Origin of the sequence: Oceanobacillus piezotolerans (assembly GCF_003665065.1) — a bacterium.
GTDB classification, from domain to species: Bacteria; Bacillota; Bacilli; order Bacillales; family Amphibacillaceae; genus Oceanobacillus; species Oceanobacillus piezotolerans.
In genome coordinates this window covers 508,762-527,995 of sequence record NZ_RCHR01000001.1, presented here as the reverse complement: position 1 = coordinate 527,995, position 19,234 = coordinate 508,762, and the positions used below count along the sequence as shown (strand labels likewise).

The 19,234-nt window shown below is 36.0% G+C and carries 21 protein-coding genes; 1 reads left to right on the top strand and 20 read right to left on the bottom strand.

Annotated features, from left to right (window positions below):
• Positions 1 to 191: 191 nt before the first annotated feature.
• The 15 genes from D8M04_RS02690 to prsW all read right to left on the bottom strand — a co-directional run bounded on the left by D8M04_RS02690 (position 192) and on the right by prsW (position 13,107).
• Entirely contained in the window at positions 192 to 920 is a 729-nt protein-coding gene (locus D8M04_RS02690) for a hypothetical protein (protein ID WP_121521158.1), read from the bottom strand.
• Positions 921 to 940: 20 nt separating this feature from the next.
• A complete protein-coding gene (locus tag D8M04_RS02685) occupies positions 941 to 1,138 on the bottom strand; it encodes a DUF2768 domain-containing protein (protein WP_121521156.1) in 198 nt (65 codons plus the stop codon).
• Positions 1,139 to 1,398: 260 nt separating this feature from the next.
• Entirely contained in the window at positions 1,399 to 1,659 is a 261-nt protein-coding gene (locus D8M04_RS02680) for a stage VI sporulation protein F (RefSeq protein WP_121521154.1), read from the bottom strand.
• A 59-nt stretch (positions 1,660 to 1,718) separates the two neighbouring features.
• Complete coding sequence (locus D8M04_RS02675) at positions 1,719 to 2,756, bottom strand: NAD(P)H-dependent glycerol-3-phosphate dehydrogenase (RefSeq protein ID WP_121521152.1); 1,038 nt, start codon at positions 2,754 to 2,756, stop codon at positions 1,719 to 1,721.
• A gap of 11 nt (positions 2,757 to 2,767) precedes the next feature.
• Positions 2,768 to 4,078 carry a ribosome biogenesis GTPase Der gene (gene der / locus D8M04_RS02670; protein WP_121521150.1) on the bottom strand — a complete coding sequence of 437 codons (1,311 nt, stop codon included), beginning with the start codon at positions 4,076 to 4,078 and terminating at the stop codon, positions 2,768 to 2,770.
• 120 nt (positions 4,079 to 4,198) lie between these two features.
• On the bottom strand, positions 4,199 to 4,384 hold the full coding sequence (locus D8M04_RS02665) for a capping complex subunit for YIEGIA (RefSeq protein ID WP_121521148.1): 186 nt from the start codon (positions 4,382 to 4,384) through the stop codon (positions 4,199 to 4,201).
• 15 nt (positions 4,385 to 4,399) lie between these two features.
• Positions 4,400 to 5,281, bottom strand: a complete 882-nt coding sequence (locus D8M04_RS02660; RefSeq protein ID WP_121521146.1) for a YIEGIA family protein — start codon at positions 5,279 to 5,281, stop codon at positions 4,400 to 4,402.
• The gene (locus D8M04_RS02655; protein ID WP_121521144.1) at positions 5,278 to 5,883 is read right to left on the bottom strand and encodes a YphA family membrane protein; all 606 of its coding nucleotides are present in this window, start codon (positions 5,881 to 5,883) and stop codon (positions 5,278 to 5,280) included. Before D8M04_RS02655 ends, D8M04_RS02660 begins: the two co-directional genes overlap by 4 nt.
• Before the next feature lie 625 nt (positions 5,884 to 6,508).
• Positions 6,509 to 7,642 (bottom strand): 30S ribosomal protein S1, encoded by a 1,134-nt coding sequence (gene rpsA / locus D8M04_RS02650; RefSeq protein WP_121521142.1) that lies wholly within the window; start codon positions 7,640 to 7,642, stop codon positions 6,509 to 6,511.
• An 84-nt stretch (positions 7,643 to 7,726) separates the two neighbouring features.
• Positions 7,727 to 8,329: a lysophospholipid acyltransferase family protein gene (locus D8M04_RS02645; protein ID WP_121521140.1), complete on the bottom strand. Its 603-nt coding sequence runs from the start codon at positions 8,327 to 8,329 to the stop codon at positions 7,727 to 7,729.
• A 19-nt stretch (positions 8,330 to 8,348) separates the two neighbouring features.
• Positions 8,349 to 9,026, bottom strand: a complete 678-nt coding sequence (gene cmk, locus D8M04_RS02640; protein WP_121521138.1) for a (d)CMP kinase — start codon at positions 9,024 to 9,026, stop codon at positions 8,349 to 8,351.
• Between the two features lie 269 nt (positions 9,027 to 9,295).
• On the bottom strand, positions 9,296 to 9,952 hold the full coding sequence (locus tag D8M04_RS02635; RefSeq protein ID WP_121521136.1) for a flagellar brake protein: 657 nt from the start codon (positions 9,950 to 9,952) through the stop codon (positions 9,296 to 9,298).
• A 178-nt stretch (positions 9,953 to 10,130) separates the two neighbouring features.
• Entirely contained in the window at positions 10,131 to 11,474 is a 1,344-nt protein-coding gene (gene ypeB, locus D8M04_RS02630) for a germination protein YpeB (protein ID WP_121521134.1), read from the bottom strand.
• A 17-nt stretch (positions 11,475 to 11,491) separates the two neighbouring features.
• On the bottom strand, positions 11,492 to 12,277 hold the full coding sequence (gene sleB, locus D8M04_RS02625) for a spore cortex-lytic enzyme (protein WP_246001114.1): 786 nt from the start codon (positions 12,275 to 12,277) through the stop codon (positions 11,492 to 11,494).
• A gap of 191 nt (positions 12,278 to 12,468) precedes the next feature.
• Positions 12,469 to 13,107 carry a glutamic-type intramembrane protease PrsW gene (gene prsW, locus D8M04_RS02620; protein ID WP_121521130.1) on the bottom strand — a complete coding sequence of 213 codons (639 nt, stop codon included), beginning with the start codon at positions 13,105 to 13,107 and terminating at the stop codon, positions 12,469 to 12,471.
• Between the two features lie 90 nt (positions 13,108 to 13,197).
• On the opposite strand from prsW, the gene D8M04_RS02615 reads away from it, so the two are divergent.
• Positions 13,198 to 14,166 (top strand): asparaginase, encoded by a 969-nt coding sequence (locus D8M04_RS02615; RefSeq protein ID WP_121521128.1) that lies wholly within the window; start codon positions 13,198 to 13,200, stop codon positions 14,164 to 14,166.
• 21 nt (positions 14,167 to 14,187) lie between these two features.
• Here D8M04_RS02615 and D8M04_RS02610 read toward each other — a convergent pair whose 3' ends face one another.
• The 5 genes from D8M04_RS02610 to D8M04_RS02590 form a co-directional block, all read right to left on the bottom strand.
• Positions 14,188 to 15,165, bottom strand: coding sequence for a YpdA family putative bacillithiol disulfide reductase (locus D8M04_RS02610; RefSeq protein WP_121521126.1), 978 nt, complete (start codon positions 15,163 to 15,165; stop codon positions 14,188 to 14,190).
• Positions 15,166 to 15,377: 212 nt separating this feature from the next.
• Positions 15,378 to 16,658 (bottom strand): Glu/Leu/Phe/Val family dehydrogenase, encoded by a 1,281-nt coding sequence (locus D8M04_RS02605; protein WP_121521124.1) that lies wholly within the window; start codon positions 16,656 to 16,658, stop codon positions 15,378 to 15,380.
• A gap of 131 nt (positions 16,659 to 16,789) precedes the next feature.
• The gene (locus D8M04_RS02600; RefSeq protein ID WP_121521122.1) at positions 16,790 to 17,713 is read right to left on the bottom strand and encodes a D-alanine--D-alanine ligase; all 924 of its coding nucleotides are present in this window, start codon (positions 17,711 to 17,713) and stop codon (positions 16,790 to 16,792) included.
• Between the two features lie 33 nt (positions 17,714 to 17,746).
• Entirely contained in the window at positions 17,747 to 18,325 is a 579-nt protein-coding gene (locus D8M04_RS02595) for a genetic competence negative regulator (protein ID WP_121521120.1), read from the bottom strand.
• A gap of 111 nt (positions 18,326 to 18,436) precedes the next feature.
• Positions 18,437 to 19,222: a metallophosphoesterase gene (locus D8M04_RS02590; protein ID WP_121521118.1), complete on the bottom strand. Its 786-nt coding sequence runs from the start codon at positions 19,220 to 19,222 to the stop codon at positions 18,437 to 18,439.
• Positions 19,223 to 19,234 lie beyond the last annotated feature (12 nt).

Below are 19,234 nucleotides of genomic sequence, written 5' to 3'. Positions count from 1 at the left end.
ATTTTCAAGCGGAGTAAATTGTAACTATCTCAAGCTTCTACTGACAGCCGATTCCCCTTCACACTCATAGTTCATTCCAATCCTCTAATGGAAATATATACTGTCCGAATAAAAGGGAAAAATAAAAAAATAAAGCCCTTGCAACAATATATATTACAAGGGCTCTATATTATGATAAATAAATTCTCTTTTTAATCTTTACCATTTAGAAATACTGGCTCATTATTTCTAATCGTATATGGCAAGGAGTATGCGGGTACAAAGGGTGTATTATTTGCTAGTATATAGCGGATGTCCTCCCCTTCTTCATAATCATGCTCATAATGAGACAAAGCATGAGCTAAATCAATCCGATAATCAACATAAAGCATTCCATCGACGTCCATTACAATTGGCAACTGCTCATTGGAGTATGGACTTTTCACAGTAGGAGTTGCTTCTAACCCCAATTTCTTATAATCTATCATAAATACATTCTCTTCAATTTTCTCTCCGAATGGAGGATATAGATGTTCATCACGATAAATATCCAATTTAACATTTAAACTGCGGATAGCTTCTGTGATTCGCAAGTCAATTAATTTCACAGTTGGATTTGTATCAGGCGTAATCAGAACATATTGATATATTCCGCCTTTTTCATAAGCGTTTCCTGGTATTTCAGATAGATAACGATTATCCTTTAATAAAGAAAAATCGATTAAGTATTTTTCGAAAATAGGTGTATCATTAGGCTTTGTACGAATGGGAACAAGACCATTTAGATCATTTTGGTACTGATCAACGGCATCTTGTACCACTTTAAGCTGATCTTCGTAAGGAACCTGATTCTCGCTACGTTCACTATCTGGATACAAACAACCACTTAATAATAAGGAAATAATAATTATTCCTAAATTTATTCTATATGTATTCCTCATGAAAATCTCCCCTTAGGCTGTTATCTCGTAGGTCCTGTTATAACGATGTAAATAATAATTAATCCCCCTAGCAGTAGACAAATAAAAGCTAATAATGAAACAATTCCAGCTAAAAGACCAGTCAGTTTATTTCTACTTAAGTAAATTAGCCCTAATGAAAGAAATAAAAAAATCATTCCCGCAAATGAAATATACATTTTAAGCATGGAAACCGACATATTGTTCACCCCTATACATCTTGTTTGCAACACGTATTATAACACAGGAAAGGTTTTCGAAGTATTAATAAGTTCTTATTCTTCTGTTTTTACAACTATGCCGGAATTAAGATTATGACAATTGAAAAAACCGGAATGAAGGGGGCTATCTTCATCCCGGGGTGACTAAATAATATCCAAGCGGACTCTATCCATGAATGCTTGTGCGATTTATATTATGCGATGTTTAGTAATATTGTATCCTCACTTGCCCAAGAATCTTACTTTTTAAATAATTGATTTAAAGACTGCGGATCTTTAGGAATTTTGTTATTGACTATGGTTTGTACGATTTTATCTTCCTTTTCCTTTGTAAGAGGCTTGTTTGCAAGCTTAGCTAAATGTCTTACTAATCCTCTTACTGTTTTTTCGTCGGAAAAGTTAGCGTTTTTAACAGAATCTGCAACTTTGTATATATCCTCGGGGTTAATATTTGAGTTCTGTTGAATTTTGTCAAATAAGCCTTTCTGAAACTGATTCACACATTCTCCTCCTTGCATTCATTGTTCAAGTTATTATATGCAAGGGGAGGCTATGCGTGTTATCTTGCGTAACGTTCATATAATAAATGTGCAATATCATTCATTTCTTCACGTTTCGAACGATTCATAAGTTGCTCTACTACTTCATTAGGTTTCTTACCTTCAAAAAGGACTTGGTAAATCCCTTCTGTAATTGGCATTTCCACATTCTCTTCTTTTGCATATTGATAGGCAGCCTTAACTGTGCGGACACCCTCAACCACCATTCCCATCTCTTTCAATACATCTTCAAGTTTATGGCCCTTACCAAGTAAATTTCCAGCTCGCCAATTTCTAGAATGCACACTTGTACAGGTAACGATTAAATCTCCAACTCCAGACAATCCAAGAAAACTGAGTGGATTAGCACCGAGCTTCGTACCAAGTCGTGCAATTTCTGCAAGTCCCCTAGTCATTAGAGCTGCTTTGGCATTGTCTCCATAACCTAATCCATCCGAGATTCCTGCACCTAAGGCTATAATGTTTTTTAAGGCACCACCTAGCTCGATTCCCAATACGTCTGAACTTGTATAAACTCTAAAGGATTCATTGATAAATAAATCCTGTGCTAATTTAGCGTGTTCACTATTTAATGATGCAACAGTAACAGTTGTTGGATGTCGCAAAGCGACTTCCTCAGCATGACTGGGACCAGATAGTACTACAATATCCTCATACTTATAATCATCTAGTTCTTCACTAATCATTTGTGATACTCTTTTCAAACTGACAGGTTCAATTCCTTTAGACGCATGGATAATTGGTATGGACGGTTCGATGGATTTGTTAAGCTGTTTGCACATCTCTCGGATTGCTTTTGTAGGAACTACGATAACTATTGCTTTCACGCCACTTATACATGATTCCACATCACTATATGCCACAATATTACTTGGTAACGTAACATCCAAATATTTCAAGTTTTGATGTGTTTGATTTATTTCATCGGCTTGTTCTTTTCGGTGTGACCATAAACGTACTTTATGGCCATTATCAGCTAGGACCAAACTTAATGCAGTCCCCCAGCTTCCTGCACCCAATACTGCAATTTCTTTCAATATATTACCCCCTATTGACGGCGTCTAGCGAAGATTTTAATTGGTGACCCTACAAATCCAAATGCATCCCGTATCTTGTTTTCTAAGAAACGCTCATAGGAGAAATGCATTAATTCAGGATCATTAACGAATACGACAAAGCTAGGCGGCTTTACGGCTACCTGGGTTGCATACAGTACCTTTAACCGTTTTCCTTTGTATGTTGGAGTCGGATTCATAGCTATCGCATCCATTATAACGTCGTTCAATACATTCGTTGGGATGCGTTTAGCATGACTCTCACTCGCCAGCTTGATCGCTGGGATAAGCGTATGCAATCTCTTTTTCGTTTTCGCAGACAAGAATACAATCGGAGCATAATCCAAGTATTGAAAATGTGCACGAATTTTTGTTTCGAATTCCTTCATAGCTTTTTCATTCGATTCTATAGTATCCCATTTATTCACAACAATGACGATTGCTCTTCCCGCTTCATGAGCGTAACCGGCAATTTTCTTGTCTTGCTCTCTTATTCCCGTTTCTGCATCAATAAGTATTAATACGACATCAGAACGTTCGATAGCTTTTAGCGCTCGAAGTACACTGTATTTTTCAGTAGACTCGTATACTTTACCCCGTTTACGCATTCCGGCCGTGTCGGTAATGACAAACTTTTGTCCTTCACGCTCGAAATGAGTATCAATTGCGTCCCTAGTTGTACCTTCTATTTCACTTACAATTACTCGTTCTTCATTTAAAATCGAGTTAACTAAGGACGATTTTCCGACATTAGGTCTACCGATAAGGCTGAAATAAATGGTATCCTCATCCATCTGATCTTCTGCAGTATCCGGAAAATAACTGACAACTTCATCTAGCATATCTCCAAGTCCAAGACCATGGGAACCTGAGATTGGAAATGGCTCACCAAATCCAAGTGAATAATACTCATAAACTGTCTCACGCATTTCAGGATTATCCATTTTATTCACAGCAAGCACAATAGGCTTGTTAGACTTAAATAAAAGCTTAGCTACTTCTTCATCCGCAGCTGTTATACCTTCTTTTCCATTTACAATAAAAATAATAACATCAGCCTCATCAATAGCAACCTCTGCTTGCTGACGCATTTGGATAAGTAATGGTTCATCACCAATTTCTATTCCACCCGTGTCAATTAAATTAAAAGTATGATTAAGCCATTCAGCTTGTGCATAAATACGATCTCTTGTTACACCAGGTATATCTTCTACAATAGAAATTCTCTCTCCAACTAATCTATTAAAAATGGTTGACTTTCCTACATTTGGTCTCCCAACAATTGCTACTACCGATTTCCTCATATAAAGCCTCTCTTTCCGAGTTCTATTTCCTCACCATTAATACATTCTAGCAAAAGAAGAAAATATTAACAATTAATATTAGAGCGTGTTCTAAACTATGGTCCAATACAAATCGGAGTATTAGTGTTTTACAATAATAAATAGTTCATCACTCAACGCGTGAGCAATCCCATCTGTAATTGCTTCTAAGCTAGCTGCAATCAATTCAAGTTCTTTTTTAGTCCCACAAATAAAAATAGGAGCACCGCCATCTACCTTCGACTTGTCCATTGTAATAATAGCCAAGATAGCCTTTTCTAACATCATTTATAATTTTCCTCCTTACGAATTATGTGTGCTAGATTTGGAAGGCATTTTAATGGCACTTTCCAGTACTGGCACAGAACCAATAATTTTTTTGGCCTTCTCAATATCCCGGACCTGAGGAAGGACAAATACCCCTAAACGTCCGTCATCCAAATCACGCTTTATTAAAGGAGTTAGCGCCGGTGTGCCAGAATCCTTAAATACACCAAGCGACACGGAGACATCATGCAAGATAGCTTGTCTCTGGCCTAAATTAGCAATAGTATTGATTTCATTCATATTTTTTGGCACTAAAATGAAACCCATTCCATATTTCAAAATTTCTTTTTGTCGCTCCGGAAGCCCAATATTCATAATATAAATATTATCAACATACAATCCTGCGCCTTCAAAATGAACTTCTTGATACTCAATATCTACAATGTCCTTTAATGTTGATCCGCTCATCAACACCTTAGCGATTACAATGCAAATAATAGCTGCGATAACAGCTAAGAAAACATTTCCTAGAATGAATATTAACGTAGCTATAAATGCTGTAAAAATAACAAGGTAATTCCGGCTCTCAAAAGAAATCGCAATGCCTTCAATATAGGTTTTACCACGTGAAACTAATTCATAACCATCTATCTCATTAAGGGTGTTTCTTTCCATATTTCGTACATCTCTGAACTGTGTTGCTGCGACTGTTAAAAGCGTAACTGCCGTGTACTCCTTTTCCATAATTGCTGGAACAATCAGGGATCCTAAAGACGCAGCAATAAAGCCAAGAGAAACATGAATAATTTTCCCATGTAAGTAGGTCGGGTATTGACGATAATCCGTTCTAAGCATAATTATTCTAGTAATCGTTCCTATTACTACGCCGAAAATTATAGCGTAAGTATATTCATTCATTTCAATTGCCACCTCGGATTCTGTTTATAGTGATGAATAAATCTCACGTATTTTCTTTTCCCTTTAAGTAGTATGGCTAGAAATGTCAATAATAATAGTGTTGATAATAAAGTGTCTAAAAAAAGCGTTTCTGCAGCGATCTCATCTAAACCATAGCTTGTTAATGTCAAACTATGGATTAATTCTCCAGAAAGCATTCCTAATAAGCAAATACTTATTTGACTGAAATAGTTTTTGCTTAATAAGGAAATCAGGATTCCTATAATGACGGAATAAAAGACAATTCGGGGGAGGATAATCCAAATTGGTGAGATTTTTTCCCAAAATAGCAGTCCTGCATAACCGATGGATACTGTAAATGCTGCAAAGAGATGAAAATAAAGATGAGGACGAGTAGCAATCAAAATAAACGAGCCAAAAAGCATGACAACAAAGGAAGCTGAAATATGAAATTGTCCTATTGTAATCATAAAAGCAGAGCTTATAATGGTAATCAGCAACCAAATAGCTAATAAACTCCTTTTTCGTCCTTTATCCATAAAAAAAGTTATAAGTATCCAAAGAATCCAACAAAACCAATAAAAAAGAACTCCACTTTCCAATATACACACCTCCCATTACTAGCCATTATTGCTAGAAATTGGAAATTGTATACAGAAACAGAGCCATTGGCAAAGCCTTACTTATTGTTACGCTTTTTTTAGATAGATTTCTAATTAGTTTAATTCAAGTTAGTGCGTAAAATCCGCTCCGGAAATACACTACGCTTTCCGCGGGCGCTGTTGAGCCTCCTCGTGCTAACGCACTGCGGGGTCTCAACTAGGCTTCTCCTCCCACAGGAGTCTTCGTGTATTTCCTCCGCTGGTTTGTGCTTTTAAACAATGTATAAGGAGAAACTATTAAACATGAAGTGATTGGAGCGAAGGGCAGTCGACTCCTGCGGGAAAAGCAACAGCCGAAGACCCCGCAGGAAGCGGTTTTCTTCCGAGGAGGCTAAGGCGTTGCCCGCGGAAAGCGTACTGCCCGTAGCGGAAATCACGAGCGCTTGTTTCCAGTGTGTGTGTTTAGATTTATTCATCAAACATCTTCTGAATTCAGTTAATCAGCATTTTTTTATTAACCGCTCAGTTTGAACTTATTTAACGTCAAAAAACTAACTAAATAAAAAAGAGGATGAGCTCAAAAAGATAAGTTACTTACCCTTTTTGGCACACCCTTTGTCCTTTGTTATTTCTTATATTTATCTAGTTTATCACCAATTAGATCACCTAAGTGGAAACCTGTTTGTTCATCATCTTTTTCGTATTGCTTATATTCCTTTTCTTCCTGCTCTTGTTCTAGCTCTTTTATACTCAATGAAATACGTTCTTCATCTTCGTTTACATCAAGAACTTTTACTTTTACAGATTGACCAACTTCTAGTACTTCTTGCGGGGTTCCGATGTGTCTATTTGCTATTTGAGAAATATGCACTAATCCTTCAACACCAGGAAGTACTTCAACGAAAGCACCAAAATTCACTAAACGCTTCACTGTTCCATCAAGCGTATCGCCGACTTTAATGCGATCTCCGATATTTGTCCATGGTCCAGGAAGTGTGTTCTTGTGAGAAAGGGATATTCGCTCATTATCACGGTCAACTGAAAGTACTTCTACATTTATCTTATCACCCTCAGAAACGACATCAGAAGCCTTTTGGACATGCTCATGGGATAATTGAGAGATATGAACAAGACCATCTACTCCCCCAATATCAACAAATGCTCCGAAATCTGTAATTCTTTGCACAGTACCTTCTAATACCTGGCCCGCTTCAAGGGATTCGAATAATTCTTTTTTCTTTTGATCTAATTCTGCTTCAACTACTGCTCGATGAGACAAGATAATACGGTTTTGTTCTGGGTTTAAGTCTGCAATTTTAACTGCAAGAGTTTTACCTTTATAATCTGAGAAATCCTCTACATAATAAGTTTCCACTAATGATGCAGGGATGAAGCCACGTAATCCCACATCAACAACAAGTCCACCTTTAACTACTTCTTTCACTTCTGTTTCAAAGATTTCATTGTTTTCGTATTTTTGCTGAAGTTCTTTCCAAGCCTTTTCTGCATCTACTGCTTTTTTCGAAACAATAACTTCATCATCTTCTACCTTTTTCACTTGAAGCGTAAGCGTATCTCCCTCTTTTACTACATCACCAGGAGTTTCAACATGCAAACTAGAAAGTTCACTTATTGGCAGAATACCTTCCGTTTTATAGCCGATATCAACAAGAACTTGTTTATCTTCTATTTTCACAACTGTTCCTGTTATAGTATCACCTACATTAATTTCTTGAATTTCCTTGTTTTCTTCACTCATCACCATAGCCTCCTAAATCCAATTAAAAAGATATATATTATAAAAAAATTTATCTGTTCTTTTTATAACTTCTAATAATTATATTTATTTGTCAAGTAAAGTAGTTTCCTCTATATACTTTTCCTTTAGTGATTTTATTTCTTTCATAATAGCATCTGCCATGTCTTTTGCTGATGTTTTACTGGAACGGTATTTTTCCATATCCATTGGCTTACCGTAGATAACCTTTAATCGGGAACCTGCTTTATATGGACCGATAATCACACAAGGTACAACTGCTGCTTCAGAGCGTAAAGCAAAAAAGCCTGCTCCAGCTAACGCCTTACCAATCTCCCCAGTTTTACTTCTCGTTCCCTCGGGGAACAAACCTAACGTATGTCCATCTTCTAGTATTTTTAGTCCTTCTCTTAAAGCATTTCTATCTGCTAAACCACGCTTAACAGGAAATGCATGAATCCCTCTTAATAGAGTACCAAGAAATTTTTTCTCAAATAATTCCCCCTTAGCCATAAAATAAATGTCCCGGGTTGAAGTGATACCTACAACAGGTGGATCAAAATTGGAAATGTGATTAGAACATAATAAAACTGGTCCTTGCTTAGGTATATTTTCTTTTCCAATCACCTTAATACGAAATAGTGGAAAGAGTAAAATCGCCACAACCGTTTTGGCTACTTTATAGAGCATCTCCATTCTCCTTTAAAAACTATTGGTTAAAGTAACGATTAACCTCATTTAATATTTCTTGTACAACTTGATCTATAGAGAGAGAAGTAGTATCTAATTCTATTGCATCATCTGCTTTAATTAAAGGAGAGGTCTCCCTCTTGGAATCAATAAAATCTCGATTCTCTATCTCCCGCGTTAATTCTTCTAAGGAAGATTCAATTCCTCTCTTAAGGTTCTCTTCATGTCTCCTCTTTGCTCTTTCATCTACACTTGCGACAAGAAATATTTTCACTTCTGCTTTAGGTAGGACATGAGTACCAATATCTCTCCCATCCATTACCACACCACGGTTATCAGCCAATGCTTGTTGACGTTCTACCATTTCCTTACGTACTTTAGGGAGCTTAGCCACATAAGATACATTATTAGTTACTTCACTTGTTCGAATATCGTTTGTTACATCCTCATTATCCAACAGGACGATTTGGCTTTTCTCCTGTTTATTTAATTCAATTTTTGTATGTAATAACAATTCCAAAATAGCAGCTTCATCATTTAAATCCAAATCTTGTTGTAATGCTTTTAAAGTAATCGCTCGGTACATTGCGCCGGTATCGATATAAACATAGGACAATGTCTCCGCTACGATTTTAGCTACTGTACTTTTTCCTGCAGCAGCTGGGCCATCAATGGCGATTGCAATATAATCTTTCATTTAAAACCTTCATTCCTCTCAAAACCAAATTGAATATACCTCTGTTTAACTCTTGACCTATCAATAAACAGCCATTCTGCGCATCGCCAGATCTTCATAATCAATAGATTAGCGAGATTAACTAAAACTAACAGATTTATACCTTTGCTTTATATCCTTTAGTATCCTTAATACATTTATTGATTGAAAAATCCCTTTAAATGAACAGTCATGCTATTTATATCATGCCTATAGTTAATCATATCACACAAAGAAAATATTGGTCTATCCTAAATCAATTCTTTTTGCCTCGCTTCTCGCTGTTTCTCAAAACAAAATTGTAGAATATTTTGTTGAGCATCTTTTTCGATAGATATAAACTTAAGCGATGACGCAACTACCCCATTAGATATACTCCTATTGATCACTACTTCTACTTCTGCTTTAATATAATAATATCTCCCGGAAAGCATGGGTAAAACCAGCATTACCTGGGCACGATCGCCTTTTTGAAAGTAATCTTCATGCGGAATAATAATAGATATACCGCCTCCACTAATATCTGATGTCACAGTAACTATTGGCTCAAATGATTCGTTAACACTATGCACAGTGACATCAACCGCCGTGTCGATACGAACAAATTCTCTCCGTTGTACTTTTTTTATTTGTTCTTTTTCAGGGTATTTGACAGCGAGAGCAGGAACCTTCAATTTAGCATTCTTAATAATTTTGCTTCTAAATTTGTACACTACCTCATTCTCTACAAATGATGCCTTAAAATGAGTACCTCTTGCTAGAAATGCTGTTTTGTTGGTATCTACACTAATGGGATAATCAATAATTAAATATTCTTCAGTTATCTCAATAATTTTCGAGCGGTATTTCTTTAATTGATTCGAGTCCATATCTACTGTTTCAATAGTCAGTTGTATCCCTAGTTTCATTATAATCCCCCAAGCCAATCTTTAGATTCTATCGTAACCATAATCCCAGGTAAGAAAGTAAAGAAGCAAAATACTGTCGCGCTTACCTCACTGTGCCATTTTTACCAGGCTATTTTAACAACCTTTTACACCTATTATTACAAAAATTAGTAAAAAGGGAAAGGCTTTTTGCCTATCCCTAATTGATCGCATAATTTATTTCTGTACCGCCTAGCTTCTCTACCTTCTCTTCCATTCCATTTAGCGCATTGATAAAGATACGATAAGTATCGTCACCATAAGTTCCTAAGAACTCATAAGTCAATACTTCTTCACCTAAATCATTATCAATCACAGCAAGGTACTCTTCTTGTATATCTACATTTGGATTAACCATTTCCTTTGCCTCTTCTTTTGTTACTTTCGGTTCCGGTATATCCCTTTCTTTATGGTTTCGGTAGTAATTATCTGCGGTAATTCCCATGATATCTCCGTTATCCAATGCGACTTTTACCTCGATAGCATCAGGATATATTCTTACACCATCTTGGCTAGATAAGAAAGAATAAGCACCCGTATTACCGTATTCACTACTCCGGAAGAATATCATATCATCAAAACCCAATCTATTGACATATTCCTCTGCTTTTTTCAGTCCCTCATTTAAGCTAATCTTATTTTCATTAATTTGACGATTAATTAATAATGATAAGGGCTTCCCACCTTGTTGACTAATATCCGTATAGGCATGCTTATCATCACCATTATATGAAACGCTATATATGGGAATATCAGCACCTTTTCCAGATTCTGCAATGGTTAATTTATCACTATCTTTGACTTCAAATAAATCTTTGGCAATATTTAAAGCTTCTTGTTCAGAAACTTTTTTACCTGTAATGGATTTATATGGTTCATTCTGTTGATTTGAAATACCAATTACTGAAGAGTCAATGTTGGCTTCTGAATAACCACCTACTTTATCTTCTACCGTTTTTAATCCATCAATAATTGTATTATCCAACTGCTCTTCATTATTAACCAAAGCAAGCTGTACATCCATCCATCTCAAATTGTTCTCTAATGCTAAATGCTGCACTTCTCTTAATTCCTGCTCAATCTCGCTAGACTGTTTATAGTATTGTTGTAAAGTTTTGGTTTCCTCTTCCGTAAGTGGTTCATCGTCTAGATTTCTAACCGCTGTTCGGTACGTAAAGTCTCCAATATTAGAAAGGAACTCTTCTGTTTTGTTAAATGGTAATAACCCTAGGGGTAACTGACCTACGTTACTAGAAGCCTCAGAAGTCAGTCGCCATATCTCTACCATTTGCGGAGATAGTCTTTGGTCTGAATTCATCGCAAGCGCTGTTCCAATTTCATCATGTAACAAATCCATATAATACGATAATTCATGAAATGATCGCTGGTACGTGTTCTCAGCTTGCGTTAAAATCGCATTTTTTTCTTGATGTTCCTGATACCCCCAAAAAGCTGTTCCAGCAATACCAAGAGTTAATATACCAATTAAAATCCATCTTATCATCTGCTTCTCACACCTTTCTATTTACAGAATATATGTTTACCAATTTGTTTGATTTGCGGTCTCGTCCAAATCCAAGCAGAGGTAGCTGTATCCGGATTGAAATAATAAAGTGCATTGCCAGTTGGATCCCATCCATTAATAGCATCAAGCACAGCTTCCCGAGCACGATCATTTGGAGTCAACCAAATTTGCCCATCCGCAACTGCTGTAAAAGCGCGGGGCTCAAAAATCACTCCAGCTACTGTATTGGGAAATGTAGAGCTTTCTACTCGATTTAGAATGACTGCAGCTACTGCTACCTGACCTTCATAAGGCTCTCCTCTTGCTTCGCCATAGACAGCATTTGCCATTAATTGAATATCGTTCTGCGAGTATCCTTGTGGTACATTCACCGCCGTATTCGTTGTCTCAGGTGCCGGAGTAGCTGCTTCATTGCCTCCGCCACCTCTGTTAGTTGATTGCTTCTCTCTCTCCACACCGCCGTAATGGGTAAATTTATTCCCTCTTGCGATTTGCTGCTTTACAAACTGCTCATCATATTCGCTAGCATCTACTAATTTTTGCTTTGTTTCTTGTCCAGCTAATCCATCAATGTCTTGTCCAAATTCATATTGAAAATTTCTCAATGCCCAATATGTACCCCAACCAAAGACACCATCAATTTTCCCGTTATAAAAACCCAAATATTGCAATCTAGCCTGAAGTTCGATAACGTCATCACCCACAGCACCATGCTGGATAACTTGATTGCTAAATGCTTCTGCATTTTGTTTCGGCCCAACCTCATATATTCCGACTATCATAAAGCTAAGGATAAAGCATAAAAAGAACCTCTTTTTTGAAATCATTCATTTTTCCTCCTGCAAAAACAAGATATTGTAGGAGTATTTTTTGAGTAAATTGCCTTTTTATTCATAAATCGTATTGATATGTTATGTAGAGTAAATTAAATGTACAAAAATATCCCTCCGATATTTAATAACGGAGGGATAAACTACCACTGATTTGCTTTTTTTGCGCGGCGAAGAGCAAGAAACCATAGTGCAATCATAAAAGGGAACAAATAATAAATCCAATTACTTTTAATGGAAATTAATATGTAATTATATATTCCATGCAGAAGGAATGGAGCGAATAATGCTCGACCTTTATTCCAATTACTTTTTTCCGGCATTACCTTTGCTTTACCAAGATAATATCCCATAATCACACCGAATAAAGCATGTGAAGATACAGGGAACACTGCCCGGAATAGAGCATATTCAATTCCATTTGTAATTAAGTATAATATATTTTCTACAGTTGCAAATCCAAGGCTAATGGATACAGCATAGACAATCCCATCATAGTGATTATTAAATTCTGGATGCCGATACATAGAAAACATAAAAATAAACCATTTAAAAAATTCTTCAAAGAATGCGATAAGGAAAAAGGATTGAATAATAGGATTATTTGTTACATTCTCCTCTGCAAACGCATATTGCAAAAACATAATTGGGAATACTAATAAAGCACCTAGGATAAACGTCCTTACAATTAAGGACAACGGCTCTGTCACTTTATCTTTTAGATAGAAATATGATAGTAATCCTATGGTAGGTGCTAAACCTGCAGATAATATAGCAAACATTTTTTAGAACCTCTTTCCAACAGTCTTATTTTATCGTATCATGTTGGAAGTAGTATGAAAATAATAATTTTTATATAGAAGGTGTTCAGTATGAAGAAAATCCTTATCATACATACTGGTGGTACTATTTCCATGTTAGAAAACAAAGAAACAGGTGAAGTTAATTCAACCTCTCAACATCCGTTAGCAAATATAGCAAAACATTTGGATTTCCCAATTGATGTCAATGAACATATCCTATTTGATCTGCCTTCTCCGCATATTACTCCAACCCATATGCATGAATTGGCAAAGAAAATCAATTGGGCTTTATCTAACTATGACGGAGTAGTGGTAACGCACGGAACAGATACACTTGAGGAAACAGCCTATTTTCTAGATTTAGTTATTGACACAAAAAAGCCGATTATTATTACTGGAGCAATGCGCTCTAGCAATGAGATTGGTTCAGATGCTCTTTATAACCTTATTACTTCTATTCGCGTTGCGAGTGAGGATCAATCATGGGAAAAAGGTGTATTGGTTGTAATGAATGATGAGATTCATCCTGCTGAAACTGTGACCAAAACTTCAACAAGTAATGTCGCCACATTTCAAAGTCCCCAATTTGGCCCAATTGGAATGATTACCAAGGATTCCATTGTTTTTCACCGTAATAACCTTATTAGAAAAAAACTGCCAATCACCGAATTGCGTTCGAATGTCTTTTTAATTAAAGCCTACGCTGGTATGGATAATCTATTTATGAATGCCATATATAACGCTAAACCAGATGGCATTGTGGTGGAGGGTTTAGGTCAGGGGAACTTGCCAAAACAAACCATTCCAGTACTTGAACAAATAAATAATGCAAAAATCCCAGTTGTTCTAGTATCCAGAAGCTTTAAAGGATACGTCCAACCAACATATGGTTATGCTGGTGGAGGAAAGCAGCTGAAAGAGATGGGAATAATTTTCGGCAATGGTTTATCTGGTCCAAAAGCTAGAATAAAATTAATGATAGCCCTAGAGCATACGAAAGACCTTAAAAGGCTTGCTGAAATTTTTGCAAATGAATAAGAAAGAAATCATAGTATTATTCTATGATTTCTTCCTTATGTGATTGGCAATAGAATTGCCGTGAAAACGTCCATTTTCAATAAATATTTCATTGTTATTAAATCCGCTAGCTACGACACCAGCTATATATATACCGGGAATATTGGTCTCATAAGTTTCATTGTTATACCATGGTTTACCAGTCTTCATATCTACTTGTACACCAATCTGTTCAAGAAATGGTAAATTTGGACGGTAACCTGTCATAGCAAATACAAAGTCATTATGAATCCGAGAGCTTTTCCCATCTACTTCATATTCAACATAGCTGTCTGTTATGTTTTTAACTTGTGCCTTAAATACCATTTTGACAATTCCTTTTCGAATCAGTGAATCAAATTCCGGAAGTATCCAAGGTTTAATACTTTTAGAGTAAGTTTCACCCCGATACAGTACTGTAACATGAGCACCAGCTTTATGTAACTCTAGCGTCGCATCTACGGCAGAGTTCTTTCCTCCAATTACAACTACATTTTTATCATAATAAGGATGCGCTTCCTTGAAATAATGCATCACTTTATTCAATGATTCACCCGGGACTTCCATATAATTAGGTTGATCATAATAACCTGTTGCAACAATAACATTTTCAGAAAAATATGTCCTTCTGCTTTCAGTATTGTTAACGGTTTCTACTTGAAAAACACCATCAAAGCTCTTTACATCGACAACTTTCTCAAACGTGTTCATTCTCAATTGCTTACGAGCGGCTACTTCCCTGTAGTAAGCAAGCGCTTGGTTTCTAACTGGCTTTTTATTTTCAGTAATAAACGGAACGTCTCCAATTTCCAGCTTATCACTGGAACTGAAAAAGGTTTGATGGGTAGGATAATGATAAATCGTATTCACGATATTCCCTTTTTCAATGATAAGTGCATCTATACCTTGCTGTTGTAATTCAATTGCACATGATAAACCACAAGGACCCCCACCAATAATAATTACTTTTTCTTTCTGCAAAGATAACACTTCCTCTAAATCTATAATAAAGCAATACTCTATTAACATTTTGGGATACTTGCACCGCAAAGAAAGACCATCAAGAATATAATTTGATCCATTGTTTGCTGTACAGCATTCTCTTCCCACTTAAACTACTTTTGTTTGTACTCATAAAGAAAAAACTCCTATCCTTCATATAAACGATAAGAGTTTCGTCTTTTTACAAAAAATCATACCCAGCCACGGAATCTCGAAGCTTCAGCCATTTTCCTAACGCCAACCATGTATGCTGCTAACCGCATATCTACTCGACGTGTTTCCGCTGTATTATAAATGGTATTGAAGGCTTTAACCATTATTTCATTGAGCTTTTGCTCAATTTCATTCTCTTCCCAATAGAATCCTTGATTATTTTGAACCCACTCAAAATACGAAACCGTAACACCGCCAGCAGATGCTAAAACGTCAGGAACAAGTAAGATACCGCGATCAGTTAAAATCTTTGTTCCTTCCATTGTTGTAGGGCCATTTGCCGCTTCCACTACAATTTTTGCTTTGATATTATGGGCATTTTCATTAGTAATTTGATTTTCTACAGCTGCAGGTACTAGAATATCACATTCTTGTTCCAATAATTCTTTATTGGTGATCGTATTATCAAATAATTTCGTGACTGTACCAAAACTATCTCTTCTATCTAATAGATATTCAATATCTAAACCATTCGGATCATACAATGCCCCATAAGCATCAGAAATACCAACCACTTTCGCTCCAGCATGATGCAAGAACTTAGATAAGTAGCTTCCTGCATTTCCGAACCCTTGCACGATCACTCTCGCATCTTTCACTTGCAATCCTTTTTTCTTAGCAGCTTCGTTGAGAACAATTGTAACCCCTTTTGCTGTAGCAGTTTCTCTACCATGTGATCCACCAAGCACGAGTGGCTTTCCAGTAATAAAACCTGGACTATTAAATTCATCTATCCGGCTGTATTCATCCATCATCCATGCCATTATTTGTGAATTTGTGAAAACATCGGGAGCCGGAATATCTTTTGTAGGACCAACAATTTGACTGATGGCACGAACATATCCACGACTTAACCCTTCTAATTCACGGAAAGACATTTCCCTAGGATCACAAATTATTCCACCCTTGGCACCACCATATGGCAAGTCAACAATTCCTGCTTTTAAACTCATCCATATAGATAATGCTTTAATCTCTTTCTCTGTAACCTTAGGATGGAAACGAATCCCACCTTTTGTTGGGCCAACTGCATCGTTATGCTGTGCTCTGTAACCAGTAAATACTTTTATAGAACCGTCATCCATACGGACTGGAATACGAACAGTGAGCATTCTTAATGGGTCCTTAAGAAGTTCGAATACCTCTTCTGGGTAACCTAATTTTTCCAATGCATTTTTGATTACAGCTCGAGTAGAAACTAATACATCCATATTCTCTTGGTTATTATTGGTAGAATCTGCTGCTTTCTCGGCTACCATGAACTTACCTCCTACAATATGCATAAGTATTTTGTAAACGCTTAGACTCAGTGAATAGTATACACTTCTAGTAGGAATTTGCAATAAAAAATGTATAGTTTAAACTTTCCAACTTAACTGAATAATACTGTTTAAACAGAAAGCTGCACAAATTCCTGAATCATATCTTCGTAACTAATGCCAATAGATTTTGCCGAATCAGGAAATAGGCTAGTAGGTGTCATTCCGGGTAATGTATTTACTTCTAGAATAATTGGCACATTATCTTCTCCGAGAATAAAGTCTACTCTTGAATAGGTCTCACATCCTAAAGCCTGATGAGCCAAAACCGCATATTCCTGTATCTGCATCGTTAACTTATTATCGATTGCAGCTGGAACAATATGTTCACTCCCACCTGGAGCATATTTGGATTCATAATCATAAAAAGCATTCTTAGGTATGATTTCTATAATTGGCAATGCCCTTTCCTCTCCAGGCTTTCCTAATACAGGAACTGTCACTTCTCTGCCTTTTACAAATTTTTCTACAAGAATATTCTTATCACTTTTCGTTGCTTTTTCAATAGCTGACTCTATTTCTTCTTCATTCTCAATAATAGATAAACCCAAAGTCGAACCTTCTTCATTCGGTTTAATTACAAAAGGAACTTGGAATGTCTGTTTAATACTATTTTTAATAACATCAACATCTGATGGTTGATTTATTGTATATGTCACACTTCTAGCTACTGGGATATTATTTTTTTCAAAAATCTGTTTCGCTTTTGACTTATCCATTGCTAACGCAGAGGCCAATACACCTGAACCAACATAGGGGATTCCCAGCATATCAAGCAAGCCTTGTAGCTTCCCATCTTCTCCATATCTACCATGTAATCCAATAAATACGAGATCAACCTTTAGTTGAAGAATTTCTTCTAACTTATTAGGGTTGAAATCAACCCCAATTACTTCATGGCCCTTTTGCTTTAATGCTTGTATTATTCCCTTGCCAGAAGAAAGAGAAACCTCTCTTTCTCCAGATATACCACCATATAATACTGCAATCTTCATTGTATGCAACTCCTCTACGTACCTACGAATTCTTTAATAAAATTGTTGAATAATTTGTTTAACTGCTAGCTTGTCATAGATAATTTTTCCATATTCTTTAAGCCGATGGGATGTAATGATACTTGGATAAGAGTATTCTGACATAACAGCAATAATATCTTCCTTTTCCAATTCATTTATATCTTCTTCTGTTAATAACATATAATAACGTTTATCGTAATAATATATCTGTCCGCCATCAATATTTAAGGAAGCTAAATTATTTACTACTTGAATTATATTTTCAAAGTCAAAAAATGAAAACATAAGCTCTTTGCTCTCATCTAATGTGACTTTCATTTCAATGAAGTCATCATCCCAATTCATATCTTCATAATTCTGTGTAACAGTTATATGCATACCTTGTGCTTGCATCAAATAAACTTGAACAAGCAGCATCCCATCAAGTTCAAAGCCAAGCTCTGAACTTGCTTCATGCATCATGTCACTAAACAAATTTCGGACACTTGATGCATCATTCCAGATATCGTTTGTTGTAAAACCTCTTTCCACTAAATCATCAAAAGATAAAAAAATAGTAAATTGATTATCAGACAAACGTTCAATTCGCATACCAGCATCCTCCTTTATTTATCTTAATTTAATCGTATTTATTAACTTTATTGATACAAGAATGACACTTTATACACTATATGCGATTAGAATAATTGTTGAACAGCAGATTTATTGATTCACTTGCATTAATTTTATTGTATGACACTCTGCATTTGTTCCCAATCGAAAAGGAAGAATGGTATACCCATAGCCCTCACTTACTAAAATATGGGTTTTACCCCTTTTTTGTAATGCACCTCTTTCATAAGGTCCAAACCCCGCTATTCTTATTTGTCCACCGTGTGTATGACCTGCTAACACAAGGTTTAGCATGCTTCGTGTTTGCTTCGGTAAATGATAAAACGATTGTGGGGTATGTGTAATTAAGATTTTGTAAGCATTTGTACTCTTTTCTGCAATGATTTCATTAGTCACCGATTCATATGTAGGAGAATAATCAAAACCAATCAAATCTATAACAGAATTGGATCTTTTTAGTTCTGAATAATCATCTGCTAAAATGATGACTCCCTCATTACGGAGAATTGATATTAGTTTTACACTATCGACTTCTCTGTCATTATTTCCCCAAACAAAATATATTGGTGCATTCCATCTTTTTAACTTTCTGATGTTTTCCTTTGTACGTTTTAATGGAACATTTTTCTCAGTTAAATCTCCACCTATGACAACAATGTCAATTGGTAGGTTTATCCTTGATAGAGTAGAATCTTTAACCCTTCTTCTATGAATGTCCGTGATAAAAAAAATAGTAAATTCATGAAATACATCAGGGAGATTACAATCCTCAATAATATTCACGTTTATTTTATCACGGTGTGCCTTCATTAGCATATATAAAAGGAAAACAGGAAACAGCATTATGATTATAATAATGCTTATCGTTTTTTTCAATAAATATCTGCT

Coding starts and splice junctions, on each gene's coding strand:
- D8M04_RS02600 (WP_121521122.1), bottom strand. CDS start 17,713: ATGAAGATTGCAGTATTATATGGTGGTATATCTGGAGAAAGAGAGGTT.
- prsW (WP_121521130.1), bottom strand. CDS start 13,107: ATGTTTGCTATATTATCTGCAGGTTTAGCACCTACCATAGGATTACTA.
- ypeB (WP_121521134.1), bottom strand. CDS start 11,474: ATGATAAGATGGATTTTAATTGGTATATTAACTCTTGGTATTGCTGGA.
- D8M04_RS02605 (WP_121521124.1), bottom strand. CDS start 16,658: ATGGTAGCCGAGAAAGCAGCAGATTCTACCAATAATAACCAAGAGAAT.
- D8M04_RS02660 (WP_121521146.1), bottom strand. CDS start 5,281: ATGAATGAATATACTTACGCTATAATTTTCGGCGTAGTAATAGGAACG.
- D8M04_RS02690 (WP_121521158.1), bottom strand. CDS start 920: ATGAGGAATACATATAGAATAAATTTAGGAATAATTATTATTTCCTTA.
- der (WP_121521150.1), bottom strand. CDS start 4,078: ATGAGGAAATCGGTAGTAGCAATTGTTGGGAGACCAAATGTAGGAAAG.
- rpsA (WP_121521142.1), bottom strand. CDS start 7,642: ATGAGTGAAGAAAACAAGGAAATTCAAGAAATTAATGTAGGTGATACT.
- D8M04_RS02615 (WP_121521128.1), top strand. CDS start 13,198: ATGAAGAAAATCCTTATCATACATACTGGTGGTACTATTTCCATGTTA.
- D8M04_RS02665 (WP_121521148.1), bottom strand. CDS start 4,384: ATGATGTTAGAAAAGGCTATCTTGGCTATTATTACAATGGACAAGTCG.
- D8M04_RS02635 (WP_121521136.1), bottom strand. CDS start 9,952: ATGAAACTAGGGATACAACTGACTATTGAAACAGTAGATATGGACTCG.
- D8M04_RS02685 (WP_121521156.1), bottom strand. CDS start 1,138: ATGTCGGTTTCCATGCTTAAAATGTATATTTCATTTGCGGGAATGATT.
- D8M04_RS02645 (WP_121521140.1), bottom strand. CDS start 8,329: ATGCTCTATAAAGTAGCCAAAACGGTTGTGGCGATTTTACTCTTTCCA.
- D8M04_RS02595 (WP_121521120.1), bottom strand. CDS start 18,325: ATGCGAATTGAACGTTTGTCTGATAATCAATTTACTATTTTTTTATCT.
- cmk (WP_121521138.1), bottom strand. CDS start 9,026: ATGAAAGATTATATTGCAATCGCCATTGATGGCCCAGCTGCTGCAGGA.
- sleB (WP_246001114.1), bottom strand. CDS start 12,277: ATGATAGTCGGAATATATGAGGTTGGGCCGAAACAAAATGCAGAAGCA.